Source organism: Ruegeria sp. BHSB064, assembly GCF_059613205.1.
Window position 1 is genome coordinate 1 of the sequence record NZ_JBXWSB010000067.1, and the last position, 24,928, is coordinate 24,928.

Consider the following 24,928-nt stretch of genomic DNA (forward strand, 5'->3'; position numbering starts at 1 on the left):
CTTTTATGGTGATCGCTTTGAACACGATGCGAGACCAATCGACCGGAGATTTGCCCGGTGGAATCCCAAGCAAGGCGATCTTCCCGCCCATGACCAATGCCTCAATCATCTGATCCAGTGCAGCTTGAGAACCAGACATTTCGAGACCAACGTCAAAGCCTTCTCTCATGTCCAGTTCGGCTATGACGTCCTGCAGGTCTTCTTTGGACACATCAACCGTGCGCAGCGTCGGCACCACATGCTCGGCCAGTTTCAGGCGATCCGGATTGATGTCCGTGATCACCACATGCCTGGCACCCGCATGGCGGGCGACGGCCGCGGCCATGATGCCAATCGGGCCCGCGCCTGTGATAAGAACGTCCTCTCCGAGCAGGTCAAAGCTCAATGCTGTATGAACAGCATTCCCCAACGGGTCGAGGATGGCGCCGATTTCATCCGGTATGTCATCCGGCAAGGGCACCACGTTGAAGGCGGGAAGTTTCAGATATTGCGCAAAAGCCCCTTGTTCATTCACGCCGATCCCGCGTGTTCCGGGGTCGAGGTGGAATTTGCCCGCGCGGCTCTGACGGCTGTCGGTGGTGATCAGATGCCCCTCTCCGGAACACCGCTGACCGATCTCAAGCCCGGTCACGTTGTGCCCGATCTCGACGATCTCTCCGGCGAATTCGTGGCCGGTGATCATCGGAACCGGCACAGTGGCAGAGGCCCATTCATCCCAGTTCCAGATGTGGATATCGGTACCGCAGATACCCGTCTTGTTGACTTTGATCAGGACCTCTTCCGGGCCAATTTCAGGAACCGGGGCCTGCACCATCCACAACCCTTCCCCGGGCTTGGATTTCTCAAGTGCTTTCATCGTGTTGGGTCGCATCAGATCACCCCCAACTCTTTGCCGACCTTACCAAAGGCGGCCAGCGCGCGGTCCAATTCATCCTTCGTCAGAGCCGCATTCATTTGCGTTCGGATACGGGCTTGCCCGCGCGGAACGACAGGGAAGAAGAAGCCCGAGACATAAACGCCCTCGTCAAACAGCTTTGACGCCATGTCCTGCGCCAGCGTTGCTTCGCCCAGCATGACCGGGATAATCGGGTGTTCGCCGGGCAGCAGATCAAAGCCCAGCTTTTCCAGCCCCGCACGCCAGTATTTGGCGTTGCCGAACAACTGGGCACGCAGCATGCCGCCTTCTTCGACCAGACGAATGGCTTCCAGACCAGCAGCGACGATGGAGGGCGGCAGCGAATTTGAGAACAGATAGGGCCGCGCCCGCTGCCGCAGCAGGTCGATCACTGGCTGCGGCCCGGCGATGTAACCGCCGATTGCCCCCCCAAGTGCCTTGCCCAATGTTCCCGTCAGAATGTCCACGTCGACACCAAAATGATCCGGCGTACCCGCGCCGTTCGGCCCCATGAAACCGGTGGCGTGGCAGTCGTCGACCATAACGATGGCGTCGTACTTGTCCGCCAGTTCGCGAATCTTTGGCAGGTTGGCCAGATAGCCATCCATCGAGAACACGCCATCGGTTGCGATCATGATGTGCCGCGCCCCGTCCTCGCGTGCCTGTTTCAGCCAGGCTTCGAGGTCGTTCATGTCATTGTTCAAATAGCGATAGCGCTTTGCCTTGCACAGCCGCACCCCGTCGATGATCGAGGCGTGATTCAACCTGTCTGAGATAATCGCGTCTTCAGGCCCTAATAAGGGCTCAAACAGCCCCCCGTTGGCATCAAAACAGGCAGCAAACAGGATCGCATCGTCCTTGTTCAGGAATTTGGCCAGCTTCTGCTCCAGTTCGCGATGAATGTCTTGCGTGCCACAGATGAACCGAACCGAGGCCATGCCAAAGCCTTTTGGCCCCATAGCGTTTGTTGCGGTGTCAATCAGCGCCGGATGATCGGCCAGACCCAGATAATTATTGGCACACAGGTTGATCACCTGCTTGCCGCCCACCGAAATTTCACCGCCCTGAGGCGAGGTGATCATTCGTTCGCGCTTGTACAAACCTTCGGATTCGATCTGCGCGAGTGTGTCCGTGATATGGGACAGGAATGCATCTGCCATGGCGACCTCCGTTCAACTGAGTCGCACATCTAACATAGCGGATGAATTTCCCAAATAGGGGAATTACAGTATGAAGGAAAAAAATCCGTGAAGGCGGAAATTTGCCGAGCTCATGCGTTTTTCACGATCAAAAAGACCCGCGCGGGCCCTTTGGCAGCGATGGAATGCGCAATGTCTGCGGCGTAACGCGCGGTGTCTCCTTGGTTCAGGTCTGACACGGCGGTGCCCGACGTGACCCTGACCGAACCTTCCAGCACCGTTAGCTGCTCGCGCGCTCCGCGGGCGTGGGGCTGGCTGTTCAAAGCCCCATCTTTGTCGAACTCAATATCGTAAACCTCGTGACCTCCGGCTTCTTCGGGTGGGGACAGGATACGAATACGGCAATTCTGCCCCATATTGTCGATGCTTGGGACCTCAGAGCTTCGCAAAACCTCGATCTGGTCACTGGCTTTTGTACCTTCCAACAGACCCGCAAAATCCACCTGCAAAGCGCGGGTCAGATTCCACAGGGTCGAGATCGTCGGGCTGCTTTCGCCGCGCTCGATCTGGCTGACCATGGACCGGGAAACGCCGCTGAGGTTGGCAACCGCCTCAAGCGACAGTCCCTTTGCCCGGCGCGCTTCTTTCAGACGTGCAGGCAGGAGGTTCAGGATATCGTCTGTGTTTTCCGTCATGACGGAATCCATGCGTGTTGCGCAACGTAATGTCAATTCCGGGCGTGACAGTGAGTCTAATTTGAAGATCATGCTGCAAGTGCATAATGCGCGCGGGTTTTGGAGGAGAGAATATGACTGACGTAGTGATTCTGGATGGCGCGCGTACCGCCATCGGTACATTTGGTGGCGCTTTGGCATCAACGGCCCCGATTGATCTGGCCACTGTTGCCACCGAAGCGGCCCTTGAACGTTCGGGTGTCGAGGGCGCGCAGATCGGCAGCGTTGTCTTTGGTCATGTCATCAACACCGAACCGCGCGACATGTATCTGTCGCGTGTGGCTGCGATGCAGGCGGGTATCCCCAACGGCACGCCAGCGATGAATGTGAATCGTCTGTGCGGCTCGGGGGCTCAGGCCATTGTATCCGCCGTGCAGTCCCTAATGCTGGGCGATGCAGAATTTGCCGTGGCGGGCGGAGCCGAGAGCATGTCGCGCAGCCCTTACATCGTGCCTCAGGCGCGGTGGGGCGCGAAGATGGGTGATGTAACCTCGCTCGATATGATGCTGGGCGCACTGAATTGCCCGTTTGGCACAGGGCATATGGGTGTCACGGCCGAAAACGTGGCCGACGAACATCAGATCAGCCGCGAACAGATGGACGCGTTTGCCATGACCAGCCAGACCCGCGCAGCAGCGGCGATTGAGGGCGGTTTTTTCGAAAGCCAGATCGCGCCGGTGCAGGTCAAGGTCAAGCGCGATTTGGTCGACTTCAACGTCGATGAGCACCCCAAGGCGACAACGGCAGAGGCGCTGGCCGGGTTGAGGCCCGTGTTCAAGAAAGACGGGCGGGTCACGGCGGGGAACGCTTCGGGCATCAATGACGGCGCGGCAGCGATGGTTCTGGCAACGGCGGACGTGGCAGAAAAAGCTGGGCTGAAACCGAAAGCCCGTGTGATCGGTTATGCCCATGCGGGTGTGCGGCCCGAAGTTATGGGAATAGGCCCGGTCCCGGCGGTGCAAAACCTGTTCAAGAAGACCGGCCTGTCGGCAGGTGATTTCGATGTGATCGAAAGCAACGAAGCTTTTGCTGCACAGGCACTGGCCGTCAATCAGGAGTTGGGTCTGGATGCGGCCAAGGTAAACCCCAATGGGGGTGCCATTGCGCTGGGCCATCCAGTTGGTGCAACCGGTGCGATCATCACCCTCAAGGCGCTGTACGAGTTGGAGCGCACGGGTGGGTCAAAAGCGTTGATCACCATGTGCATCGGCGGTGGTCAGGGTATTGCCCTTGCCATCGAGCGGCTCTGAGCCAGAATGGAGCAGGGGGGGCTGTCTGCCCCCCATTGCGCCATGCGCAATCCCCCCCGAAGGTATTTTTTAGCCAGATGAAGCGGGCGGGTTTTTTTAGCTGAGCGCTATGGCAATCAGTGTTGCGGCTATTCCAAAGAGCGCACCAATCGCGGCAGGTAGGGCATATGCACCAAAGCCATTGTTCTTCTGTTCGTCTTTTTGGGTTTGCGCGATCAGTGCGTTTTCAACAAGCGCTGGCAGGCGCGGGCCAAAACGGGCGAGCACCATCGCGGTTTTTCCAAAATCCCGTAGAGCGGCGCGTGGGCCGATAGATCGCTTGATATAGTCTTCGACCACGGGGCGGGCGACTTCCCAGATGTTCATGTGATCGTCGAGCGAGCGCGCCACGCCTTCAACCACCACCATGGTACGTTGCAGCAGGATCAGCTCGGTTCTTGTTTCCATACCGAAGCGCTCTGTCACCTCGAAGAGGTAGTTCAGCAGGCGGCCCATGGAGATATGTGAAGCGTCCATGCCGAAGATGGGCTCGCCGACTGCACGCAGGGCGCGGGCGAATTCGTCTACGTCCTGGTTTGCCGGGACATATCCTGCTTCGAAATGCACCTCGGCCACGCGTTTGTAGTCGCGGCGGATAAAGCCAAAGAGGATCTCGGCATAGACCCGGCGGGTGTATTCGTCGATATGGCCCATGATGCCGTAGTCATAGGCAATGATATCGCCATTGGCGGCGACCTTCAGGTTGCCCTGATGCATATCGGCATGGAAATAGCCGTCGCGCAAAGCGTGCAGCAGGAACAGGCGCAGCACACGTTCGGCCAGATCGCGACGATTGTGACCCGCCGCGTCAAGGGCTGCGTTATCGCCCAGCGGGATACCGTCGGCCCAGCTGAGGGTCATCACGCGACGCGCGGACAGGGACCAGACCACCGGTGGTAACCAGAACCCGGCGTCGTCCTTGGTGTTGGCTGCGTATTCCGATGCGGCAGAGCTTTCCAGCCGCAGATCTAGTTCACCGCGGACAACCCCGTCGAAATGTTCGATTACCTCCATTGGGCGCAGGCGGCGCGCGCCGGGGGCACAAAGCTGCACGATGCGGGCTGCGAAATAGAACGCGTCCACATCCTTGCGAAAGGCGCGCTCGATGCCGGGGCGCAGAACTTTGACGGCGACGTCTTCGCCCGTGCTGACCAGTTTGGCTTTGTGGACCTGCGCGATGGAGGCTGCAGCGATGGGTTCGCTGAAATCGCTGAATATCTCGGCGACGGGTTGTCCCAGCTCTTTTTCAACCTCGGCCATGGCCTCGGCCTTAGAGAAGGGGGGTAATTTGTCCTGAAGCACACGCAACTGCTCGGCCAGTTCGTTGCCGACAACATCGGGGCGGGTGGACAGCACCTGACCAAATTTGATGTAGGCCGGGCCCAGCGCTGTCAGAGCACGTGTGGCGGGTGGCATATCGGGATCGCCCTTATAGCCCAGCCATTGGAACGGCTTGCCCAGCGTATGGGCAACAATCCGCAGCGACCGGGGGGCCTCGAAAGCGTCAAGCACCACGTTCATGGCACCGGTGCGCTCCAGAGTGGCGCCTGTGCGGATCAGGCGGATGATGTTGTGAGGGCCGCGCATCAGATCTTCCAGCCGGAATGCAGCGCGGCGATGCCCATGCTCAGATTGCGGTATTTGGCGTTCTCGAACCCGGCGGTGCGCACCATTCCCAGAAATGTCTCTTGGTCTGGGAACTTGCGGATTGATTCCACCAGATACTGATAGCTGTCGTAATCGTTGGCGATCAGCTTGCCCATGCGGGGAATAACGTTGAAACTGTAGAGATCGTAAAGCTTTTGCAGCCCGTCATTGGGCAGCTGGCTGAATTCCAGTACCATCAGGCGGCCGCCGGGTTTCAGCACGCGGAACGCTTCGTTCAGGGCGTCTTGGGGGCGGGTGACGTTCCTGATGCCGAACGAGATTGTGTAGACATCGAATGTGTTGTCGTCGAATGGCAGCGCCATTGCGTCACCCACAACCCAATTCAGGCTGTCAGACATCTGGTCGGCTTCGGCGCGTTGGCGGCCTTCGACCAGCATAGGTTCTGTCAGGTCCAGAACGGTGGCGTGACCATGGCCTGCGCGTTTGAGAAAGCGGAACGAGATGTCGCCCGTACCACCGGCCACATCCAGAAGACGTTGGCCGGGACGTGGTGCCAGCCAGTCCATCATCGCATCTTTCCAGACCCGGTGGATGCCCATCGACATGACATCGTTCATCACGTCATATTTCGAGGCAACCGAGTTGAACACGCCCTGTACGCGACCGGCCTTGTCGGCCTCGCGCACGGTTTCGAACCCGAAATGAGTGGTCTTGTCGCTGTTGTCGGACATTTGCCTTGCCGTTTGTCGAATTTCGCCTCTGTTATAGGGCCAAGAGAGGCGGGCACAATGCGGCCCTTTGGATTAGGAGCCGTGTAATGCCGGAATTGCCCGAGGTCGAGACAGTTAGACGCGGCCTAAGCCCTGCCATGGAAGGGGTGGTGATCGAACGGGCGGACGTGAACCGCCCGGATCTGCGTTGGCCCTTCCCTGAGCGTATGGCCGAGCGACTGAGCGGCCAGAGGGTTGAGCGGTTACGAAGGCGGTCGAAATACATCCTGGCCGATCTGAGCAGCGGAGAGACTTTGTTGATTCACCTGGGTATGTCAGGCCGCATGACGGTTTCGGGCGATCCACTTGGGCAGTTTGTGCATGAGCACCCAACGGCTCAGAAACACGATCATGTTGTGTTTCATATGGCCAACGGCGCGCGCATCACTTTCAATGATCCGCGACGGTTCGGAGCAATGGATCTGTTGCCCACCGCTACGGCAGACACCCACAAGCTGCTGTCGGTTCTGGGGCCGGAACCCTTGGGTAACGACTTCCACGAACAACACCTGATTGATGCGTTCAAGGGCAGGAACACTCCGGTCAAATCTGCACTTCTGGATCAGGGAATCGTTGCCGGATTGGGAAATATTTATGTCTGCGAGGCGCTTTATCGCGGCAAGGTGTCGCCACGTCGCAAAGCCGGGCAGATTTCTGCATCGCGTGTTGCCGCATTGGTTCCGATCATTCGACAGGTGTTGCAGGACGCCATAGAAGCGGGCGGCTCTTCCTTGCGGGATTTCCGCCAAGCCGATGGAGAACTTGGATATTTTCAGCACAGCTTTGATGTTTATGGACGCGAGGGTGAGCCTTGCCGGACCGAGGGCTGCGGCGGCGTAATCAAGAGAATCACCCAATCGGGACGCTCATCCTTCTACTGTGCGCAATGCCAAAGATAACTTGATCCAGCGAAATCGCGTGATAAGGAATCGTATCTGAACGGAACAACCGGAAGCTTTCACCTCATGGCTTTTGAGACGATCATCGTCGAAATCGAAGACCACGTCGCCCTTATCAAACTCAACCGACCCGACGCGTTAAACGCGCTCAACACTCAGTTGCTGGGTGAGCTGTGCGCCGCGCTGGAAGACGCGGACAGCAATGACAAGGTGCGGTGCATCGTAATCACTGGATCGGACAAGGCTTTTGCCGCTGGTGCGGACATCAAAGAAATGTCCGAGATGAGCTTTGTCGATGTCTATAACGTAAATCTGTTTGCCGATGCCAACGACCGGGTTTCGGCGATCCGCAAGCCGATCATTGCGGCTGTTGCAGGTTACGCGCTGGGCGGTGGATGCGAGTTGGCAATGTTGTGCGATTTCATTATCGCGGCAGACACCGCCAAATTCGGACAACCGGAAATCAATCTGGGTGTCATAGCCGGGTTGGGTGGCACCCAACGCCTGACGCGCTTTGTCGGAAAGTCCAAGGCAATGGACATGAACCTGACCGGGCGATTCATGGACGCCGAGGAAGCGGAGCGTGCAGGGCTGGTGAGCCGGGTGGTTCCGGCGAAGAAGCTGATCGAAGAGGCTGTGGGCGCCGCTCAGAAAATCGCCGAGAAGTCTTCTTTGACTGCAACAGCCGCCAAGGAAGCTGTGAACCGCAGCTATGAACTGCCGCTCAGCGAAGGAATGCTTTTTGAGCGTCGCGTCTTCCATTCGATGTTCGCGACGGAAGATCAGAAAGAAGGCATGGCTGCGTTTTTGGAGAAGCGGGCGGCACAGTTTCGGGACAAGTAAGTCGCATGAGATCGCGATTGGGGCGGGCCTTTGCCCGCCTTTTTTATGTCCGGCCTGCATGACAAGAGAATCGGCTTGGCAAACCCGAAAAACTTGGATACATACCGCCGCCATACATGCGCGTGCGGCCCGCTTGGCCCGACTCACACTCGTGATTTCTGATCCGGTGCGGACATGTCCGTGGCGCGCAACCCAAGATAACCGAACCGAACGAAGGTCAGAGACACATGGCAAATTCGCCCCAGGCAAAGAAACGCGCACGTCAGAACGAAAAGCGTTTCGCAGTAAACAAAGCGCGTCGTTCGCGCATCCGCACCTATCTGCGTAAAGTCGAAGAAGCGATTGCTTCTGGTGACAAGGACGCCGCTACCGCCGCTCTGCGTGCGGCACAGCCCGAGCTGATGCGCGGTGTCACCAAAGGTGTTTTCCACAAGAACACAGCGGCCCGTAAAATGTCGCGTCTGTCGGCCCGCGTCAAAGCACTGGGCTAATACCTCAGATTGACCAATGGTCATGTCAGCAAGGCTGATCTATATTTAAGGCGTCGCTGTGAGCGGCGCCTTTTTTCGTGTTGCCGGAAAACCGCGCCTTCACAAAACTGAGAGATTCTTTCGGCCAAAGAACCGAGTCAATATCAGAGTTTCGTTGCCGCGCCCCGCTTGGTGTTGTTACCACTGTTATCAGCGATTCACTCGCTTGGGGGGACAGGCTGTTTCTTCGGTCGAACTGACGGGCATCAGATTGATTTGAGGAAGTGGGCGACGACTGGCTGACGCCAGGCTGCCGATCTGTCGTGAAATCCGGGTTCACCCGGTCTTCTCGGCCCTGTCTAAAAATTGAGAGTGCGACGTGCAACCCGGTTTACCGGACGCTCACCTATTTCCGGGCGTTGTGCGGGACATGTGTGCATTCGAAAGACATCCCGCCAAACCGGGCAGGTTTTGGCGAAGGGATACCTTTGTGCGCGTGAATCCATAACCGGGCAACCGGATTCGTATGAATAAGGCCGACAGGCCAATAAGAATGGGATGCGTGAGGCGCTGAATGACACAAGAGAAATGGGGACTACTGCGTAACAAATTGCTGAAGGCCGTCGGTCGGAATAATTACACCACCTGGATCGAGCCTTTGGAATTTAAAGAGCTGCAAAACGGTGTGGCGGTTTTTTCCGTGCCGACCAATTTTATGGGCAACTACGTCAGCCAGAACTTTGCAGACCTCATATTGTATGAATTGAACACCGCAGGGGAAACTGTGCAGCGGCTGGATTTCCGTGTTCCCGCAAATTCGCCTGCGCGTCCGAAACCTGCTGTGCAAGCTGCCCCTGAAGTGCGTGCAGATCCTGTCGTCGCGCCTGTGACCGAAGGTGCGCAGGATGCGCTCGAGTCGTTGCAGGCCGCGCCATTGGACGTTCGTTTTACGTTTGACAGTTTTGTTGTCGGCAAACCCAACGAGCTCGCACATGCCGCTGCGCGCCGTGTGTCCGAAGGGGGGCCGGTCACTTTCAACCCGCTGGTGCTGTATGGCGGTGTGGGCTTGGGTAAGACCCACCTGATGCACGCGATCGCGTGGGAATTGAAAACCAAGCATCCTGAACTGAATGTGCTCTACCTGTCCGCCGAACAATTCATGTACCGCTTTGTTCAGGCCCTGCGCGAACGCCGGATGATGGATTTCAAACACCTGTTCCGATCGGTTGACGTGCTGATGGTCGATGACGTGCAGTTCATCGCCGGTAAGGATTCAACCCAGGAAGAATTCTTTCACACCTTCAATGCGCTGGTGGATCAGAACAAGCAGATCATCATTTCCGCAGATCGCGCGCCGGGCGAGATCAAGGATCTGGAAGACCGTGTGAAATCGCGCCTGCAATGCGGTCTGGTCGTTGACCTGCACCCGACCGATTATGAACTGCGCCTGGGCATTTTGCAGAACAAGGTGCAGCAGTACAGCAGCACCTACCCCGACCTGACGATCGCTGACGGTGTTCTGGAGTTTCTGGCCCACCGTATTTCGACCAATGTCCGCGTACTGGAAGGCGCTCTGACCCGTCTGTTCGCCTTCGCATCGCTGGTAGGCCGCGAAATCGATATGGAATTGACACAGGATTGTTTGGCCGATGTCCTGCGCGCCTCGGAACGCAAAATCAGCGTTGAAGAGATTCAGCGGAAAGTGTCCGAGTATTACAATATTCGACTGTCCGACATCATCGGCCCCAAACGCCTGCGGTCATACGCGCGCCCGCGTCAGGTGGCGATGTATCTGTGCAAGCAGCTCACCAGTCGGTCGCTGCCTGAGATTGGCCGCCGTTTTGGCGGGCGTGACCACACAACGGTCATGCACGGTGTGAAGCGCATCGAGGAACTGAAGCTGACCGATGGTCAGATCGCTGAAGATGTGGAAATGCTGCGGCGCTCTCTGGAAGCCTGATCTGCGCTTTTCATGAAGCAAACGCCCCGGAACTTTGCGTCCGGGGTGTTTTCTTGTGCGCATTAATCCACGGTTGGACCAGAACTGAGGCTTGTCGGGCACGATGCCCTTGACGCTACGGGCTTTCCAACCCAGAAATCCGTAAAAAATCCTTGTGCCTCAGGGTGGAACCGCTAACGTGCCAGTCCCGCCCATGTCGGTACGCAAGTCAGAGGAACTGAGGGTATGAAGATCAGCATTGAACGCGGCACCCTTCTCAAGGCCGTTTCGCAGGCCCAATCCGTTGTGGAACGGCGCAACACCATACCCATACTTGCGAATGTTTTGATTGAGGCCGAGGGCGATGTGGCCCAATTCCGCGCCACTGATCTGGACATCGAAGTGGTCGACAAAGCCCCTGCGCAAGTCGAGAAAGCCGGGGCGACCACGGTTGCAGCGACCACTTTGCATGAAATCGTGCGCAAACTGCCGGACGGGGCATTGGTGACCCTCACAGCAGACAGCGCGGCTGGCAGATTGACCGTTGAGGCAGGCCGGTCGAACTTCTCGCTGGCGACGCTGCCAAAAGAGGATTTCCCGGTGATGGCATCCTCGGAATACCAGTCGAACTTTACTGCCTCGGCAGCGTTGCTGCGTCGGTTGTTCGACAAATCAAAATTCGCCATCTCGACGGAAGAGACGCGGTATTATCTGAACGGCGTTTATATGCATGTGGCCGATGGTTCTGACGGCAGTAAAGTGCTGCGTTGTGTTGCCACCGATGGCCATCGTCTGGCGCGTATCGATGCGGATCTGCCGGACGGGGCCACGGATATGCCGGGTGTGATCGTGCCGCGTAAAACCGTGGGCGAGCTACGAAAGCTGCTGGACGATGACGAGATGGATATTGCTGTTTCGGTCAGCGAAACCAAAGTGCGTTTTGCTACGCCGGATATTACGCTGACCTCGAAGGTCATCGACGGCACCTTCCCCGACTACACACGCGTCATCCCGCAAGGGAACACTCGTAAGCTTGAGGTCGATGCTGCCGAGTTTGCGCAGGCCGTAGATCGGGTGGCGACAGTGTCGTCAGAACGGTCGCGTGCGGTGAAGCTTCAGCTGGATGGCGACAAGCTGGTCCTGTCCGTCAACGCTCCGGATAGCGGTGCGGCTGAAGAAGAACTGGCCGTCGCATATGGAGACGAGCGGTTGGAGATCGGGTTCAACGCCAAATATCTGCTGGAGATTGCATCTCAGGTCGATCGTGAAAACGCGGTGTTCCTGTTCAACTCGGCAGGTGATCCGACGCTGATGCGTGAAGGCAATGATCAAAGCGCGGTCTATGTGGTTATGCCGATGCGCGTCTGATCGCGCTGACGCGCGACGCCTCCGGCGGGAGTATTTTTGAAAAGATGAAGGGAGGGGTCATGGGATTGGCCCTGACCGAGCTTACGGTCTCGCATTTTCGGTCTCATAAGCTGGCGCGCCTGTCGCTGGACGGGAGGCCGGTTGCGATTCACGGGCCCAATGGGGCGGGCAAGACCAATATTCTGGAATCGGTATCTTTGTTTTCGCCCGGTCGTGGGATGCGACGGGCAAGCGCGGCTGAGATGACACGACAGCCCGAGGCGTTGGGGTGGAAGCTGTCGGGGATATTGGATGCGCAGGGGCAGTGTTACGAGGTGGAAACCTGGTCCGAGGGCGGTGCGGCGCGGCAGGTTCGGATTGACGAAAAAACCTCGAGCCAGATTGAGCTGGGGAAACTGGCGCGGGTCGTTTGGCTGATCCCTTCGATGGACCGGCTTTGGATCGAAGGGGCCGAGGGGCGGCGGCGATTTCTGGACCGTATCGCGCTGAGTTTTGACCCCGCCCATGCCGAAGCGTCTTTGACCTATGAAAAAGCCATGCGCGAGCGGAATCGTTTACTGAAAGAGCAGGTCCGGGATGCCCATTGGTATGCGGCCCTTGAGGGTCAGATGGCCGAGTCCGGGCATCGCATACATGCCGCTCGCGTTGCGGCGTTGGATCATCTGCGCGCCGCGCAGGATCGGGCGGAGACGGCTTTTCCGTCGGCTGAGTTGGAATTGGTCCAAACTGAAGGTGCGATGCCTGAGACAGCAGAGGATTTGCGCGACGCCTTGAATGAGAGTCGCTTCCGGGATCTGGCAGTGGGCCGGACTTTGGTAGGGCCGCATCGGTCAGACCTGTATGGGGTGTTTGCTGCCAAAGGCGTTCCGGCCAAGGATTGTTCGACCGGTGAGCAGAAGGCGTTGCTTGTGTCCTTGATTTTGTCGAATGCGCGGGCACTGGCAGAGATGGTTGGGGCACCTCCGATTGTTCTGTTGGACGAAGTGGCTGCCCATCTGGACGCAGATCGGCGCGCGGCGCTCTATGATGAAATTTGTGCTCTGGGGGCTCAGGCCTGGATGACGGGCACCGGGCCTGAGTTGTTTGCTGAATTGGGGGACCGGGCCCAGACGGTGGTTGTCACCGAAGGGGATGAGGGCTCGGTCGTGGCCGCTTAGGCCGGTTCGCTGACTTTACGTTCCCACAGGAAGCCGCGCATAACCTCGTCAACCGGGGTCTTGGCCATGTGGTTGACGTAGTTCGACATGGTTTTCTGTGCCAGACCCAGCACCACATCCAGAACCGCGCGGTGCGAGTAGTCCGCGTCAAAGAACGCCTGCAGCTGTTCTTCGGTCGGGTTGCCGCGCGTTTCCATCACTTGCAGAGTGAAGGTGCGCAGTGCCTCGAGCTTGGCTGTAGGCAGCGGAGTTTCGTTGCGCAGGGCCTCAGAGATTTCGTCCGAGACTTTCATCATCTTTGCGATACCGGTGTGTGCCGGCACGCAGTAGTGACATTCGTTTTCCACGTTGATGGTCTGCCAGACAACGGTTTTCTCATCATTGTCGAAATCGGTTTGCAGGAACAGGCCGTGCAGCACCTGATAGCCTTCCAGGTGCTGGGGGCTTTCGGCCATCACCTTGTGCAGACCTGGCAAGCGGCCAAATGCGGCCTGCGATTTTTCAAGAAGCGGTTTGGACCCTTCAGGGGCGGACTCGAGGTCATGAGATGGGAAATTGGCCATGTGGGAACTCCTGTTTCTGGCGCGATGAGTCGTATTTAGGGTTTCTTGAGTGATCACTCAAGTATATATTTGAGTGATCGTTCAAGAATTGGTGATGCTGATGCCTCGAAAACCCGCATATGATCGTGATGCACTGATCGCGAAAGCAAAGGACATCTTCTGGCGTCAGGGCTGGGCCGGAACCTCGCTCAAGGATCTGGAGCGGGAGCTGAAGCTGAAGCCCGGTAGTTTCTATGCGGCATTCGGATCGAAGGACGCGCTTTATGCGCTGACGTTGGAAAGCTACACGCAAGAGGGCGTAAAGCGTCTAAAGGCTTTGGCGGAAAAGTTGGGGCCTAAAGGGGCCTTGAAAGCGCAGCCCCGTTTGGTGATCGAAGCGGTCGAGAACCCGACGAAAGCCTGCATGTTGGCGAAGACATACGCGGAGTTGCAGGCGAAGGATCATGACCTTGCAAATCAGGCAGCGCATCACATGGCTGAGATGAAGGCATGTTTTGCCGAGCTGTTCCGAAAGGCTCAGGAAGCCGGTGAAATACGGCCCGAACTAGACCCGGACCGATTGGCGGCGCGGTATCAATCGGACATTCTTGGGTTGCGATTGTCGGCAGAGCGCCGGGATGTCGACGCAGAGGAAATCGCTGCGGATATCGCCGCTGACATTGATCGCTTGTGAGCCTGTAACCAGCAGGCAAAAAACGACCCTCGCAAACACAAAATCTTGGGGGATCGCGTGACATTCCCCACCAGAAAACGTATAAGTTACCAAAATAATATAGGTACTGACTGAATGTCCGAAGACGCACAGGCTCCTCAAGAATACGGCGCAGATTCCATCAAAGTTCTCAAAGGGTTGGAGGCCGTTCGTAAACGCCCCGGCATGTATATCGGAGACACGGATGATGGCTCGGGCCTGCACCATATGGTGTATGAGGTGGTCGACAACGGGATCGATGAAGCTTTGGCCGGTCACGCCGACCATGTGACCGTGAAAATCCATGCGGATTCCAGCGTATCGGTCAGTGATAACGGGCGCGGAATTCCTGTTGATATTCACCCGGAAGAGGGTGTTTCAGCGGCCGAGGTCATCATGACCCAACTGCACGCGGGCGGGAAGTTCGACAGCAACTCGTACAAGGTGTCGGGTGGTTTGCACGGTGTGGGTGTCTCAGTCGTGAACGCTCTGTCCGACTGGCTGGAATTGCGTATCTGGCGGGCTGGTAAAGAGCACGTCGCGCGGTTCGAAGGTGGTGAAACGGCGGAACATCTGAAAGTCGTGGGTGAATGCGGCGACCGCACCGGAACCGAAGTGCGGTTTCTGGCCTCGACCAACACGTTTTCGAACCTCGAATTCTCATTCGACACGCTGGAAAAGCGTCTGCGCGAACTGGCCTTCCTGAACTCGGGTGTACGGATCATCCTGATCGATGAACGCCCTGCCGAGCGGCTGGAAACCGAGCTGTTCTATGAAGGTGGCGTCAAGGAATTCGTCAAATATCTGGACCGGTCCAAGACCCCGGCCATGCCCGAGCCGATCTATATCAAGGGCGAGCGGGATGACATCGGCGTTGAAATCGCGATGTGGTGGAATGACAGCTACCACGAGACGGTTCTGCCCTTCACCAACAACATCCCGCAGCGAGATGGTGGCACGCATGTCGCCGGATTCCGGGGCGCTCTGACCCGGACGATCAACAACTATGCGCAGTCCAGCGGGATCGCAAAGAAGGAAAAGGTCAGCTTTACCGGTGATGATGCGCGCGAAGGTCTGACCTGCGTGCTGTCGGTGAAAGTGCCCGATCCGAAATTCTCGTCCCAGACCAAGGACAAGCTGGTTTCGTCCGAGGTCCGACCTGCGGTCGAAAGCCTGATGAATGAAAAGCTGGCTGAATGGTTCGAAGAGAACCCGAATGAGGCCAAGGCCATCGTCGGTAAGATCATCGAGGCCGCTCTGGCGCGCGAGGCTGCGCGTAAGGCTCGCGAACTGACCCGTCGTAAGACTGCGATGGATGTGAACTATCTGGCCGGTAAGCTTAAGGATTGCTCCGAGAAAGACCCGTCCAAGACCGAAGTTTTCCTGGTCGAGGGTGACTCGGCGGGTGGGTCCGCGCAAACAGGTCGGGATCGTCTGACTCAGGCTGTTCTGCCCCTGCGCGGGAAAATCCTGAACGTGGAACGCGCCCGGTTTGACAGGATGCTGTCGTCTCAGGAAATCGGCAACCTCGTGATGGCTCTGGGCACGGGTATTGGCCGCGATGAGTTCAACATCGAAAAGCTGCGCTACCACAAGATCGTCATCATGACCGACGCCGACGTGGACGGTGCACATATCCGGACGCTGCTGCTGACCTTCTTCTATCGGCAAATGCCGGAACTGATCGAGGGCGGATACCTTTATATTGCTCAGCCACCGCTCTATAAGGTTTCACGAGGTAAATCAGAGGTTTACCTGAAGGATCAGGCCGCACTGGACGACTATCTGATCAATCAGGGCGTCGAAGGGGCCGTGTTGAAGCTTGGCTCGGGTGAAGAAATCATCGGCCAGGACCTCACGCGTGTCGTGGACGAAGCGCGCCAGTTGAAGCGTGTTCTGGACGCGTTCCCGACGCATTACCCGCGCCACATTCTGGAACAGGCCGCCGTCGCAGGGGCTTTTGTTCCGGGTGCGGTTGATGCCGACCTGCAGGGCGTGGCTGACAAGGTCGCAGCCCGTCTGGACCTGATCGCGCTGGAATATGAACGCGGCTGGCAAGGTCGGATCACACAGGATCACGGTATCCGTTTGGCCCGCATCCTGCGCGGTGTGGAAGAGGTGCGTACGCTGGACGGCCCGATGCTGCGCTCGGGCGAGGCGCGCAAGACCGGCAGTTTCACCCAAAGTCTGCAAGAGGTGTACAACACGCCTGCAACGTTGGTTCGCCGCGACCGGTCTCAGGTCATCCACGGCCCGCTGGATTTGCTGCGCGCCATTCTGGAAGAAGGCGAAAAGGGCCTGTCGCTGCAACGATACAAAGGTCTGGGTGAGATGAACCCCGACCAACTGTGGGAAACCACGCTTGACCCGGATGCCCGCACGCTGTTGCAGGTCCGCGTCGATGACATGGTTGAAGCAGATGACCTATTCACCAAGCTCATGGGCGACGTTGTCGAGCCACGCCGGGAATTCATCCAGAAAAACGCCCTGAGCGTGGAGAACCTTGATTTTTGATGGTGTGTAGCACAGCGAACCCCAGGCACGCCTACTACGGTAATGACGGCTCTTGATCTTTTCGCTGATGAAATTGCCAGCGCTAGCCAAAGGTTCTCTGTTCCACCGGAGATTGTTCTGATGACTATCGCTACTGAAACGTCAGATCAAAAAAACGACGGCTTCACCGGGCGTGCAACTTTTCGGTGGGAGGCAAATTCAAAGCTAGGAGCCACTGGAGACGTAACATTGGATGGCATCGAAGAGGGAGACTACAGTGCTGGTCCGATGCAGGTCATGTCTTCCACGGCACGTGATGTAAATAATCGCTTAGCTCTTGGTTATGACAGCACTACAACACTTAAGTGGTTCGTAAATAAACCAAATGCTGCAAGTCAACGAAATCTTGGTCTCTATGAACCAAAAGTCTGCATAAGTGTCGGCACGGGGTATATCGGGCTGCAAAAGGGGGAAACGGAACTTAATCCCATTTTGGTTGCTGCTGCTTATAACGCTGGCAGCCTAAGAACCTCTGGCACCAATCCGTGGAATCTGCGGTCCACTGGAGACCACCTTGATCGTGCAGCCAAGTGGTTTGGTGATGCCTGTGAGGCGTTGAAAGCCTTTGGCCGCTAGGTTCTGGACCAATTGATTTCCGTCAAATAGCGTGTTCATCATGTGGTTCTTCCGTTTCCTTGTCCGTTGTCAGGGATTTTGGGACAGATGGCTGCCTTTACTGCAAAGCTAATATGTCGCCAAAGTACTAGTTGGCTGCCTGCGAGAAGGCCGACCGAGCCGCGCTTCATTGAAAGTGATCTACCAAAACCTTGCAATTGAGTTGAGTTGTTCAGTTTTGGATTGAATTATTCCAGTCAAAATGCACTTTTGATTGAGTTTTGGTGCGTTCAAGTTGATCGAGCTACGCCAAGACAATCGACAATTGAGTGCGTATAGTGAACCGTGCAAACTTTTGGGCAAATCGCGCAAACTTATGCGCAATTGCTTTGCAAAATTATGGGCGACGACACCCAGATTTTCTGAATAAAATCAATGATAGGAATGCAGCGTTATGCGCGTCCCTACATGGTGGCGTAGGTGCGCGCACAACACTTCGCGCACCTCGTAAGTTTGCGTAGTTCGCCCATAGTTTCGCGCTGCACGCTTGCGTGCCGTAACGATGAATTCAATCAGTTGTTGGCGTAGTCGTTGCGTTTATGGCGCTTTACGGCGCTCAACCCCGCAAAGGGCCTCTCTGAGGGACCTTGGGTTCCATGCGCTTTTTTACTTGGATTCTCGCGAAGGTCTGCGACGCGCAGAAAACGGACTTTGGAAAGTTCAGTAGACGAACTAGACGGCGTCTACTTTCCGATCAGCCTGTTATCTTCCAAAAAACCTAAAGCTGAGACCCAATTGGCAAAATACTCAAAAACCCAGCAACTATGTGATCCCAGGCCGATCCCGTCGGTTCGGAGTGGTGCTCAACTACGGTGCCATCATCGCCTCTTGTGGTCCATTTAAGCTGACCGGCTTTCTCGAGCGTCACGTTATATGTGTATGCGGGTAGCGCGTCGTCCAAGGCGCCCATGGTTTGTGCAGTCAATGCTGGCGAATCAATCAGGATTCCCATCTCGGTGTTGATGTTGACAGATCGGGGATCCCAGTTGAACGACCCTACGAACAAGTATCGGTCATCAACTGCAAATGCCTTGGAGTGCAGGCCCGACCTGGATTGCGCCCAGTTTACACCACGGCGTTGGACCTGATAGGCGTCGGGTCGCAACTCGTAGAGTTCTACTCCTCCGCGCAGAAGTGCGCGGCGTTTCTTGGCGTAGTGTGCGTAAACGGGTGCGACGTCATTAGATGCAAGTGAATTGGTCACAACCTTCACGTCGACCCCACGGTTCTCCAGTTCGGTCAGCCATTTGACACCGTTGTTGCGCGGCACGAAATAAGCGGACACGATGTTCACTTCACTGCTGGCATTCTCAAAATACGGAAGCAGTTGAGACGCGAGAGCGGGACCTGAATTCTCGAGGCCGGCGGCTTTTGACGGCGGATCAGCATAAAGTTTCGCAGGCAGCCAATCCAGTGACAGGGCTCCATCTGCGAAGTTCTCTTGTGCTGATTTTCTAAGGGCCGCACTGTACTGGGTTTGCTTCGCTTCCTCGACCAGTTCATTCAACCTGCTTCGCGCATCGCTAAGGTTAAACTCTTTCGGTTCTCCTACGACCACACGAGCGGGTACGGCGAACTCGCTGTTCCAGTATGAGTCAAAGCTGCGCGACACCTCGCGCACAACGGGGCCCGCGGCCAGCACATCCAGATCAGCGTAGTTCATTTCTTCCCGCGCGAGAAAGTACTCGGCGCCGATGTTTCTCCCACCTACAATCGTGAATACGTTGTCTGCGGTCATGGACTTGTTATGCATTCTGCGGTTGATGCGTTTGAAGTCCGTCAGCCCGGCGATCAAAAGGCTTTGTTCCCGCCAGAATGGATTAAAAAGCCTGATTTCAATGTTTTCGTGGTTGTCCAACGCGGTGGTCATCGCGTCGTAGCTGGACGTATCCATGTCATCCAGCAACAGCCTGACACGAACTCCCCGATCTGCCGCTTGCAAAAGACTGGCGGCGAACAGGTGACCCGTGGGGTCGTCGTGCAGAAGGTAGTATTGCGCGTCTATCGTTCTCTCGGCGGCAGCAGCCAACAGTAGCCTTGAGACCAGAGCTTCTTCGCCGTCACTGATCAGCTTGACCCCTGAACGACCGTCTTTGGGATCGCCAAGCCGGCTGGCTGTCTGACTAAGCGCTGTCCGCGAGTTTGCCGGAAGCGAGGCCGATACCGTCTTTTCGTAGGTGCGAGTTTTCGGAGCGCAAGCGACAAGGGTCAGCGCGAACAAAATACAGACTACCAACTTCCATCGCGACATCAGCTTCCTCCATCCCCATAACCTAGGTGACTACGCCGAGAGGGGTGATTGCAAGTTTGTTCTGTGAAGCATGAGGTTGTTTCGCTTGTCGTAGTTGATTTGGTGGAACCCTCAACTTCCCCATGCGGGTCTGCGATTTTGACGCAACCTCAATTCAAACGTACTCTAACAGCAGCCAAGCGCAAACGAGGACCATGTCTGATCCCGAACACAGAAATGACTCTGCCGCGGAACCTTCGCCGCGTGCTGTGGCCGACAGTATGGGCATGGCGACCGAGGAGTTCAGAATTTCGATGCCAATCGGGATCGGAGCTGTCTTGGCTGCTCTGGCTTCGTTGGCCACGTGTTATTCCGGGATTTTGCTGACCTATTTGGTTGGCTACGAAGCGCTTTCCATAAACCCACATGCGCAAGCGATCCTCATGTGGGTGTTTGCATTGTTGGCGGTCAGTTTCTTATGGAGAGACCGGAAACGGCATGCCAAAGAGCTTCCGCTCGTCCTCGGTGGGATTGCTGCCGTCATCCTGATTGTCACGCTGTATTTCGGCTATGACGAACGCGTCGAAGCGCTCGCTTATGTGCTTTTGGTAATCGCCGCTTTGCTAAACCAGAACTTTATACTCGATGCTTTGAACCATACGGTTCGCAACCAGACACATGAAATAGAGGTATTGAACGAAAGGCTGACCGAGAAGGTAAAGCGACAGGAGGGCGAGATTGACAGGTTGGGGCGACTCAAACAATTCCTTGCCCCTCAAGTTGCGGAGCTTGTCGTAGAAGAAAACTCTGACGAGCTTCTAAATACTCATCGTCAATACATCGCCTGCCTGTTCTGCGACATTCGAAATTTCACAGCGATTTCCGAGGCGATTGAGCCGGAAGATGTCATTACCCTTCTCCAGCAGTTCCACGATGAGGTTGGTCATTTAGTTGCCCAACACAAGGGTACAATCGGATACCGAGCCGGAGACGGATTGATGGTCTTCTTCAATGACCCGGTTCCCTGCGATCAACCCGTTCTGCAAGCCGTGCGGCTGGCTATGGCAATAAGCGAAGCCTTCGAAGCAATACGAGCCCCCTGGCAGAAACTCGGGCACGTAATGGGTTTGGGTATTGGGATCAGTAGTGGTTACGCGACGCTGGGGCTTATCGGGTTTCATGGTCGCGCCGACTACACCGCAATAGGTGGAGTTGTGAACACCGCATCCAGGCTTTGCGACTTTGCCAGCGACGGGCAGATCCTTTTGAACCAACGAGCGCTTCTGGACATAGAAGAATATGTGGAGACCGAAGAAATGGGAGAGCGTGAACTGAAGGGTATCGGCAACCCTGTCCAGATCTTTCGCGTCATCAGCCTCTCTGATCAAGCAAATTGATGCTCTATTTTGCCAGGAGTTCAATCGTTTTTCGTGTTTTGCAGGTTTGCTTTGGGCTGCGTCAGCCAACCGCGCGGACCGAAGAGAATAACCACTTCGGGCTCAAGGCCGCCAGTTGACGCAAACCGCAGCGAATGACCGCATCGAGCCCAACCTGTACCCTGGATTTTATTGCTGCATGCGCTTGCAGCAGTAACGACACTGCAACTGCCGAATACCTTGTGCGGCCAAGCAGCGGAAAAAACTGTCATTCATGCAAATAGCAGCGATGCTCGCGGCGGCGGCTCACAGTTCGCTCAACAAAACCGTCCTTCACTTCATCCGCAACAGCTATCGCCTAGCTGAATTGGTGGACACGGGACCGTGGCATATGAACAGTAAACACAACAGTCGCCTTCCAACGGATTCAAAACTGTTTTGCACGACTTGCATTCATAGAACCACTGGCAAGCATCCGTTGGCATTTGCTCGGTTTCACTGTGGCCGCACTTCGGGCAAATCAGGGTGCTTTCTAGGACTACAGTTTGTTTTGTCATAGTCTCACATCTGCATGATCAGGTAATCGTTAATCCATGCCTCGTTAAACACAACGACCCAACCCACGCCGGTGATTGGAGTCGTTCCTGCAAGCCACCATTTCAACGTCGGCAAGGAACCGCGCCGATAAGATACCATCCATGATATCACGACGAACGCCGTTGACATCGTCAGCACATAGTAACTCGCTGCGGCAACCTTCCCAAAGATTGCCAACCAACTGCCACCCAGCCCCAGTAACATCATCGTCATGGGCAAAACGCAGCAAGTCGCGACGCCAAGCGCTGATAGCGATCCCAAATAGCTGAGGCTAAGGTACTTCTGCATTCTGTTTCCCTGATGGACTACGTCGCGCGGAGTTGTAGAGACAACAACCTCTCGTTTAACTTCTGTAGCCACTACAGGATCAAGACAGGAAATCTCACATGTTTGCGATTGGGGAGGCATCCCGGCAAAGCGGTGTCGGAATTGATACTATCCGCTACTACGAACGCGAAGGGATCGTGCCGAAACCAGAAAGGGCATCGAATAATCGACGCATGTACTCCGCGCACGATGTTGGACGGCTTCGTTTTCTAAGGAAGTGCCGAGACATGGGTTTTTCGCTTGCCGATGCAAAGGTGCTTCTCAACCTATCCGAAGGTGATAGCGAGGATTGCCAATCCGTTAAGGAACTGGCCGAGCTTCATATCTCCAATGTGCGTATGAAGATAATCGAACTTAAGCGATTGGAGGCCGCCCTGAATGAACTTACGGCCAACTGTAACATCGGGAACGTTTCTTGCCCGATGCTTGCGCAGATACGGACCTACTAATGGCACTTTGAGGCTCGCAGTCGCCCTATGCCAACGCAGCATGACCCAAGATTCGGGCCGCGCAGAATCTACCGTTCGTTAGAGAGGTCAACTCGTTGATTTAGCAATGTTTCAATCACTCAATGAACATTTGTGCCTTGCCGCGGTGTTCTTGAAGCACGCGGCGATTTCGGACAGTGAGCCCTACCTGCCGTGCCTGAGCAATCAATTTGCTGCATACGCATTCGGCAGGTTTTATCGGAAGCCGACCTCTGATTTCCGAACCACAGAGCAATGGTTCTGCTTATCTTTGTCCCAAATTGGGCTGGGCAGACTTAGATCTTCTGTTGCTTTCCGTTGTATCAAGGCTTGTATCGTGTGTACTCGAAGTCCATATACACAGGGCTTACGTTTTTCTTTTTCGACCTGCTGTCTCCCAAACTCGGCGTTCAGTCTTTCGATTCAGACCGACCACGCCGAGTCGCCGCAATAATGCGGGCGGCAAGTATTAGGAGACTTCCACCATGGCAAATGGCACAGTAAAATGGTTCAACTCGACCAAAGGTTTTGGCTTTATCGAACCTGAAGATGGCAAGCGCGATGTGTTCGTGCATATCTCAGCACTTGAGCGTTCCGGCATCAGCGAATTGAAGGACGGCCAGAAGGTCACTTTTGACGTCGAAGCTGGCCGTGACGGGCGCGACAGCGCCGCCAATCTGGCACTGGCCTGACCTTTTACGGGCACCCTTATGGGGTGCCCGTTTGCACAATGGGCTGCTAAAAGCCCTTGGAGAACAAGTCAGTTGCAACAGCAGGAATTGACCCGGGCGCTCGCGCAATACCGTGTGCCCGATACGAAGCGTAGCGTTATTGAACTGACAATCACTGTCATCCCCTTTTTCGCGCTATGGGGCGCAGCGTGGTTTGCGCTATCCCTTAGTATCTGGGTCACTGTTCTATTGGCCATCCTGAACGCCGCATTTCTGGTCCGTATCTTTATCATTATGCATGATTGTGGTCATGGATCCTTCTTTAGAAACCGCACCGTTTGCAATTGGACCGGCCGGGTTCTGGGTGTTCTCGCCCTGACACCCTATGACGTCTGGCGGCAAAGCCATGCGATTCACCATGCCTCAACCGGTAACCTTGATCGGCGTGGTATGGGTGACATTCCTACATTGACCATTGAGGAATACCTGAAACGGAATTGGTTCGGGCGTGCCGCTTACAGGTTAATCCGGAACCCCTTCTTCCTGTTCTGTATCGTACCGGTCTACACGTTCTTTTTTCAAAATCGCTTGCCCTTTGGTTTCATGCGGTCAGGCTGGCTGTATTGGGCAAGTGCAATGGGAACAAACGCCGCGATTGCGGTGGTCCTGGCTCTGATTTTTTGGACCGGAGGCCTGGATGTACTGGTTTTTGTATTCCTTCCAACCATGATCGTCGCCGCATCGATTGGTATTTGGCTATTCTATATTCAACACCAGTTTGAACACACGACTTGGGAGCGGGAAGAAGTGTGGAATCTTCAGAACGCCGCATTCTATGGAAGTTCTCACTACGCCCTGCCAGGCATCCTGCGGTGGTTCTCTGCCAATATCGGTGTGCACCATGTTCACCACCTTGCCAGCCGCATACCGTTTTATCGGCTAAACGAGGTATTGCGTGACCATTCCGAGTTGGAAAATTGCCAGCGTATTACTCTATATGAGAGCCTTCATTGCGCACGATTGCATCTTTGGGATGAAAAAAGTCAACGTCTGCTGACTTTTTCCGAGGCTTTGTCGAACGCCAATTCCAATAGGCATCTAGTGTAGCCTGGCGCGCACCAAAAAGGCTTCGACAGTATCACCGCCGAGGGCGCGAATGGCCTCTAGTCGGTGAAGGCCTTCAATCAGCACGAACCTCTTGTTGTCCGCGCGTATCTGGATCGGGGTCTTCTGGCCGTTCTTCAGAATATCTTCGGCCAGCGTCAGGACTTTTTGCTGATCAAGTGTTTTTGCACGCTTCACAGGTACATAGATCAGGTCGAGCGGGTATGGTTTCTTCTCCAGCATAAGCTACGTGTGCAACCTTTCGTGCATTTGTTCCGGTTCAGAGTTCTCTACAAAAGCGGGGGCTGGAACGTACGTCATAGAACCGAACGAACAGCGTCGCGCAGTTCCTGATGCATAATCCAAGTTGCTGGCTCATCGTCACTTTCGATGTGAGAAAATGCCAGGACCTGAGCGGCGCCATCATTCTGTACCGATCCGGCTTCGGGTAGGTCCAGTTCCAGATATTCTGCGATCAATAGTCCGATTTTCTTGAAAACCTTGATGGAGGCCTCGCGTGATTTGTAACCGGCTGCCTGAGACAAGTGACCAATGGTCAGACCTTCCCTACCTGCGATAGTAAGTGCTTTGAGCATTGTGACCTGCGCAGGGGTGAGCCTGAT

General features: G+C 55.8%; 25 protein-coding genes. 14 read left to right on the forward strand and 11 right to left on the reverse strand.

The annotated features are described in order from the left end of the window. The 3 genes from tdh to AC2FNU_RS15425 form a co-directional block, all read right to left on the reverse strand. Nucleotides 1-856 (reverse strand): L-threonine 3-dehydrogenase (gene tdh / locus AC2FNU_RS15415; RefSeq protein ID WP_496790225.1); only part of this gene is annotated, 856 nt, incomplete at its 3' end. Between the two features lie 14 nt (nucleotides 857-870). Then, a complete protein-coding gene (locus tag AC2FNU_RS15420) occupies nucleotides 871-2,055 on the reverse strand; it encodes a glycine C-acetyltransferase (protein ID WP_496790179.1) in 1,185 nt (394 codons plus the stop codon). A gap of 110 nt (nucleotides 2,056-2,165) precedes the next feature. Continuing rightward, nucleotides 2,166-2,729 (reverse strand): helix-turn-helix domain-containing protein, encoded by a 564-nt coding sequence (locus AC2FNU_RS15425; RefSeq protein WP_496790182.1) that lies wholly within the window; start codon nucleotides 2,727-2,729, stop codon nucleotides 2,166-2,168. Between the two features lie 113 nt (nucleotides 2,730-2,842). On the opposite strand from AC2FNU_RS15425, the gene AC2FNU_RS15430 reads away from it, so the two are divergent. Further along, nucleotides 2,843-4,018, forward strand: a complete 1,176-nt coding sequence (locus AC2FNU_RS15430) for an acetyl-CoA C-acyltransferase family protein (RefSeq protein ID WP_496790184.1) — start codon at nucleotides 2,843-2,845, stop codon at nucleotides 4,016-4,018. Nucleotides 4,019-4,114: 96 nt separating this feature from the next. On the opposite strand, the gene ubiB is transcribed toward AC2FNU_RS15430, so the two are convergent. Further along, nucleotides 4,115-5,644 (reverse strand): 2-polyprenylphenol 6-hydroxylase, encoded by a 1,530-nt coding sequence (ubiB, locus tag AC2FNU_RS15435; RefSeq protein ID WP_496790187.1) that lies wholly within the window; start codon nucleotides 5,642-5,644, stop codon nucleotides 4,115-4,117. After that, nucleotides 5,644-6,396 (reverse strand): bifunctional demethylmenaquinone methyltransferase/2-methoxy-6-polyprenyl-1,4-benzoquinol methylase UbiE, encoded by a 753-nt coding sequence (ubiE, locus tag AC2FNU_RS15440; protein WP_496790189.1) that lies wholly within the window; start codon nucleotides 6,394-6,396, stop codon nucleotides 5,644-5,646. The genes ubiB and ubiE overlap by 1 nt, the downstream gene beginning before the upstream one ends. Before the next feature lie 86 nt (nucleotides 6,397-6,482). Between ubiE and mutM the strand changes: the two genes are divergently transcribed. From mutM to recF, 6 genes are all read left to right on the forward strand, one after another. Beyond that, nucleotides 6,483-7,334 carry a bifunctional DNA-formamidopyrimidine glycosylase/DNA-(apurinic or apyrimidinic site) lyase gene (gene mutM / locus AC2FNU_RS15445; protein WP_496790191.1) on the forward strand — a complete coding sequence of 284 codons (852 nt, stop codon included), beginning with the start codon at nucleotides 6,483-6,485 and terminating at the stop codon, nucleotides 7,332-7,334. Nucleotides 7,335-7,400: 66 nt separating this feature from the next. Then, on the forward strand, nucleotides 7,401-8,177 hold the full coding sequence (acuK, locus tag AC2FNU_RS15450; protein ID WP_496790193.1) for an acryloyl-CoA hydratase: 777 nt from the start codon (nucleotides 7,401-7,403) through the stop codon (nucleotides 8,175-8,177). A 227-nt stretch (nucleotides 8,178-8,404) separates the two neighbouring features. Beyond that, entirely contained in the window at nucleotides 8,405-8,668 is a 264-nt protein-coding gene (gene rpsT / locus AC2FNU_RS15455) for a 30S ribosomal protein S20 (RefSeq protein ID WP_039541017.1), read from the forward strand. Between the two features lie 553 nt (nucleotides 8,669-9,221). Next, on the forward strand, nucleotides 9,222-10,607 hold the full coding sequence (dnaA, locus tag AC2FNU_RS15460) for a chromosomal replication initiator protein DnaA (RefSeq protein WP_496790194.1): 1,386 nt from the start codon (nucleotides 9,222-9,224) through the stop codon (nucleotides 10,605-10,607). Nucleotides 10,608-10,832: 225 nt separating this feature from the next. Next, a complete protein-coding gene (gene dnaN / locus AC2FNU_RS15465; protein ID WP_496790197.1) occupies nucleotides 10,833-11,954 on the forward strand; it encodes a DNA polymerase III subunit beta in 1,122 nt (373 codons plus the stop codon). Between the two features lie 59 nt (nucleotides 11,955-12,013). Then, nucleotides 12,014-13,111 carry a DNA replication/repair protein RecF gene (recF, locus tag AC2FNU_RS15470; RefSeq protein ID WP_496790199.1) on the forward strand — a complete coding sequence of 366 codons (1,098 nt, stop codon included), beginning with the start codon at nucleotides 12,014-12,016 and terminating at the stop codon, nucleotides 13,109-13,111. Here the strand turns inward: recF and AC2FNU_RS15475 are convergent. After that, entirely contained in the window at nucleotides 13,108-13,674 is a 567-nt protein-coding gene (locus AC2FNU_RS15475; RefSeq protein WP_496790200.1) for a carboxymuconolactone decarboxylase family protein, read from the reverse strand. The two genes, recF and AC2FNU_RS15475, sit on opposite strands and share 4 nt — an antisense overlap. A 100-nt stretch (nucleotides 13,675-13,774) precedes the next feature. Here AC2FNU_RS15475 and AC2FNU_RS15480 point away from each other — a divergent pair, with 100 nt between their 5' ends. The 3 genes from AC2FNU_RS15480 to AC2FNU_RS15490 all read left to right on the forward strand — a co-directional run bounded on the left by AC2FNU_RS15480 (nucleotide 13,775) and on the right by AC2FNU_RS15490 (nucleotide 17,494). Beyond that, a complete protein-coding gene (locus AC2FNU_RS15480; RefSeq protein ID WP_496790202.1) occupies nucleotides 13,775-14,347 on the forward strand; it encodes a TetR/AcrR family transcriptional regulator in 573 nt (190 codons plus the stop codon). Between the two features lie 114 nt (nucleotides 14,348-14,461). Continuing rightward, nucleotides 14,462-16,879, forward strand: coding sequence for a DNA topoisomerase (ATP-hydrolyzing) subunit B (gene gyrB / locus AC2FNU_RS15485; RefSeq protein ID WP_496790205.1), 2,418 nt, complete (start codon nucleotides 14,462-14,464; stop codon nucleotides 16,877-16,879). A gap of 42 nt (nucleotides 16,880-16,921) precedes the next feature. Next, complete coding sequence (locus AC2FNU_RS15490) at nucleotides 16,922-17,494, forward strand: transglycosylase SLT domain-containing protein (protein WP_496790208.1); 573 nt, start codon at nucleotides 16,922-16,924, stop codon at nucleotides 17,492-17,494. Between the two features lie 757 nt (nucleotides 17,495-18,251). On the opposite strand, the gene AC2FNU_RS15495 is transcribed toward AC2FNU_RS15490, so the two are convergent. Continuing rightward, nucleotides 18,252-19,784: a phospholipase D family protein gene (locus tag AC2FNU_RS15495; RefSeq protein WP_496790212.1), complete on the reverse strand. Its 1,533-nt coding sequence runs from the start codon at nucleotides 19,782-19,784 to the stop codon at nucleotides 18,252-18,254. A gap of 194 nt (nucleotides 19,785-19,978) precedes the next feature. Between AC2FNU_RS15495 and AC2FNU_RS15500 the strand changes: the two genes are divergently transcribed. Beyond that, a complete protein-coding gene (locus AC2FNU_RS15500) occupies nucleotides 19,979-21,160 on the forward strand; it encodes an adenylate/guanylate cyclase domain-containing protein (RefSeq protein ID WP_496790215.1) in 1,182 nt (393 codons plus the stop codon). 317 nt (nucleotides 21,161-21,477) lie between these two features. On the opposite strand, the gene AC2FNU_RS15505 is transcribed toward AC2FNU_RS15500, so the two are convergent. Both AC2FNU_RS15505 and AC2FNU_RS15510 read right to left on the reverse strand, forming a co-directional pair. After that, a complete protein-coding gene (locus AC2FNU_RS15505; RefSeq protein WP_254446079.1) occupies nucleotides 21,478-21,696 on the reverse strand; it encodes a GDCCVxC domain-containing (seleno)protein in 219 nt (72 codons plus the stop codon). A gap of 4 nt (nucleotides 21,697-21,700) precedes the next feature. Beyond that, nucleotides 21,701-22,024, reverse strand: coding sequence for a hypothetical protein (locus AC2FNU_RS15510; protein ID WP_170452349.1), 324 nt, complete (start codon nucleotides 22,022-22,024; stop codon nucleotides 21,701-21,703). Between the two features lie 98 nt (nucleotides 22,025-22,122). On the opposite strand from AC2FNU_RS15510, the gene AC2FNU_RS15515 reads away from it, so the two are divergent. The 3 genes from AC2FNU_RS15515 to AC2FNU_RS15525 all read left to right on the forward strand — a co-directional run bounded on the left by AC2FNU_RS15515 (nucleotide 22,123) and on the right by AC2FNU_RS15525 (nucleotide 24,308). Beyond that, entirely contained in the window at nucleotides 22,123-22,512 is a 390-nt protein-coding gene (locus AC2FNU_RS15515) for a MerR family transcriptional regulator (protein WP_170637988.1), read from the forward strand. A gap of 503 nt (nucleotides 22,513-23,015) precedes the next feature. After that, on the forward strand, nucleotides 23,016-23,222 hold the full coding sequence (locus AC2FNU_RS15520) for a cold-shock protein (RefSeq protein WP_170430361.1): 207 nt from the start codon (nucleotides 23,016-23,018) through the stop codon (nucleotides 23,220-23,222). Nucleotides 23,223-23,309: 87 nt separating this feature from the next. After that, nucleotides 23,310-24,308 (forward strand): fatty acid desaturase, encoded by a 999-nt coding sequence (locus tag AC2FNU_RS15525; protein WP_496790219.1) that lies wholly within the window; start codon nucleotides 23,310-23,312, stop codon nucleotides 24,306-24,308. Here the strand turns inward: AC2FNU_RS15525 and AC2FNU_RS15530 are convergent. Both AC2FNU_RS15530 and AC2FNU_RS15535 read right to left on the reverse strand, forming a co-directional pair. Further along, nucleotides 24,300-24,548, reverse strand: a complete 249-nt coding sequence (locus AC2FNU_RS15530) for a ParB N-terminal domain-containing protein (protein ID WP_170452343.1) — start codon at nucleotides 24,546-24,548, stop codon at nucleotides 24,300-24,302. The two genes, AC2FNU_RS15525 and AC2FNU_RS15530, sit on opposite strands and share 9 nt — an antisense overlap. A gap of 74 nt (nucleotides 24,549-24,622) precedes the next feature. Then, a partial coding sequence (locus AC2FNU_RS15535; protein WP_496790223.1) for a hypothetical protein occupies nucleotides 24,623-24,928 on the reverse strand: 306 nt, incomplete at its 5' end.

What these genes read in the sequence shown, in the direction of transcription:
- AC2FNU_RS15420 (WP_496790179.1), bottom strand. Translation starts at nt 2,055, where the DNA reads ATGGCAGATGCATTCCTGTCCCATATCACGGACACACTCGCGCAGATC.
- AC2FNU_RS15425 (WP_496790182.1), bottom strand. Translation starts at nt 2,729, where the DNA reads ATGACGGAAAACACAGACGATATCCTGAACCTCCTGCCTGCACGTCTG.
- AC2FNU_RS15430 (WP_496790184.1), top strand. Translation starts at nt 2,843, where the DNA reads ATGACTGACGTAGTGATTCTGGATGGCGCGCGTACCGCCATCGGTACA.
- ubiB (WP_496790187.1), bottom strand. Translation starts at nt 5,644, where the DNA reads ATGCGCGGCCCTCACAACATCATCCGCCTGATCCGCACAGGCGCCACT.
- ubiE (WP_496790189.1), bottom strand. Translation starts at nt 6,396, where the DNA reads ATGTCCGACAACAGCGACAAGACCACTCATTTCGGGTTCGAAACCGTG.
- mutM (WP_496790191.1), top strand. Translation starts at nt 6,483, where the DNA reads ATGCCGGAATTGCCCGAGGTCGAGACAGTTAGACGCGGCCTAAGCCCT.
- acuK (WP_496790193.1), top strand. Translation starts at nt 7,401, where the DNA reads ATGGCTTTTGAGACGATCATCGTCGAAATCGAAGACCACGTCGCCCTT.
- rpsT (WP_039541017.1), top strand. Translation starts at nt 8,405, where the DNA reads ATGGCAAATTCGCCCCAGGCAAAGAAACGCGCACGTCAGAACGAAAAG.
- dnaA (WP_496790194.1), top strand. Translation starts at nt 9,222, where the DNA reads ATGACACAAGAGAAATGGGGACTACTGCGTAACAAATTGCTGAAGGCC.
- dnaN (WP_496790197.1), top strand. Translation starts at nt 10,833, where the DNA reads ATGAAGATCAGCATTGAACGCGGCACCCTTCTCAAGGCCGTTTCGCAG.
- recF (WP_496790199.1), top strand. Translation starts at nt 12,014, where the DNA reads ATGGGATTGGCCCTGACCGAGCTTACGGTCTCGCATTTTCGGTCTCAT.
- AC2FNU_RS15475 (WP_496790200.1), bottom strand. Translation starts at nt 13,674, where the DNA reads ATGGCCAATTTCCCATCTCATGACCTCGAGTCCGCCCCTGAAGGGTCC.
- AC2FNU_RS15480 (WP_496790202.1), top strand. Translation starts at nt 13,775, where the DNA reads ATGCCTCGAAAACCCGCATATGATCGTGATGCACTGATCGCGAAAGCA.
- gyrB (WP_496790205.1), top strand. Translation starts at nt 14,462, where the DNA reads ATGTCCGAAGACGCACAGGCTCCTCAAGAATACGGCGCAGATTCCATC.
- AC2FNU_RS15490 (WP_496790208.1), top strand. Translation starts at nt 16,922, where the DNA reads ATGACGGCTCTTGATCTTTTCGCTGATGAAATTGCCAGCGCTAGCCAA.
- AC2FNU_RS15495 (WP_496790212.1), bottom strand. Translation starts at nt 19,784, where the DNA reads ATGTCGCGATGGAAGTTGGTAGTCTGTATTTTGTTCGCGCTGACCCTT.
- AC2FNU_RS15500 (WP_496790215.1), top strand. Translation starts at nt 19,979, where the DNA reads ATGTCTGATCCCGAACACAGAAATGACTCTGCCGCGGAACCTTCGCCG.
- AC2FNU_RS15505 (WP_254446079.1), bottom strand. Translation starts at nt 21,696, where the DNA reads ATGACAAAACAAACTGTAGTCCTAGAAAGCACCCTGATTTGCCCGAAG.
- AC2FNU_RS15510 (WP_170452349.1), bottom strand. Translation starts at nt 22,024, where the DNA reads ATGCAGAAGTACCTTAGCCTCAGCTATTTGGGATCGCTATCAGCGCTT.
- AC2FNU_RS15515 (WP_170637988.1), top strand. Translation starts at nt 22,123, where the DNA reads ATGTTTGCGATTGGGGAGGCATCCCGGCAAAGCGGTGTCGGAATTGAT.
- AC2FNU_RS15520 (WP_170430361.1), top strand. Translation starts at nt 23,016, where the DNA reads ATGGCAAATGGCACAGTAAAATGGTTCAACTCGACCAAAGGTTTTGGC.
- AC2FNU_RS15530 (WP_170452343.1), bottom strand. Translation starts at nt 24,548, where the DNA reads ATGCTGGAGAAGAAACCATACCCGCTCGACCTGATCTATGTACCTGTG.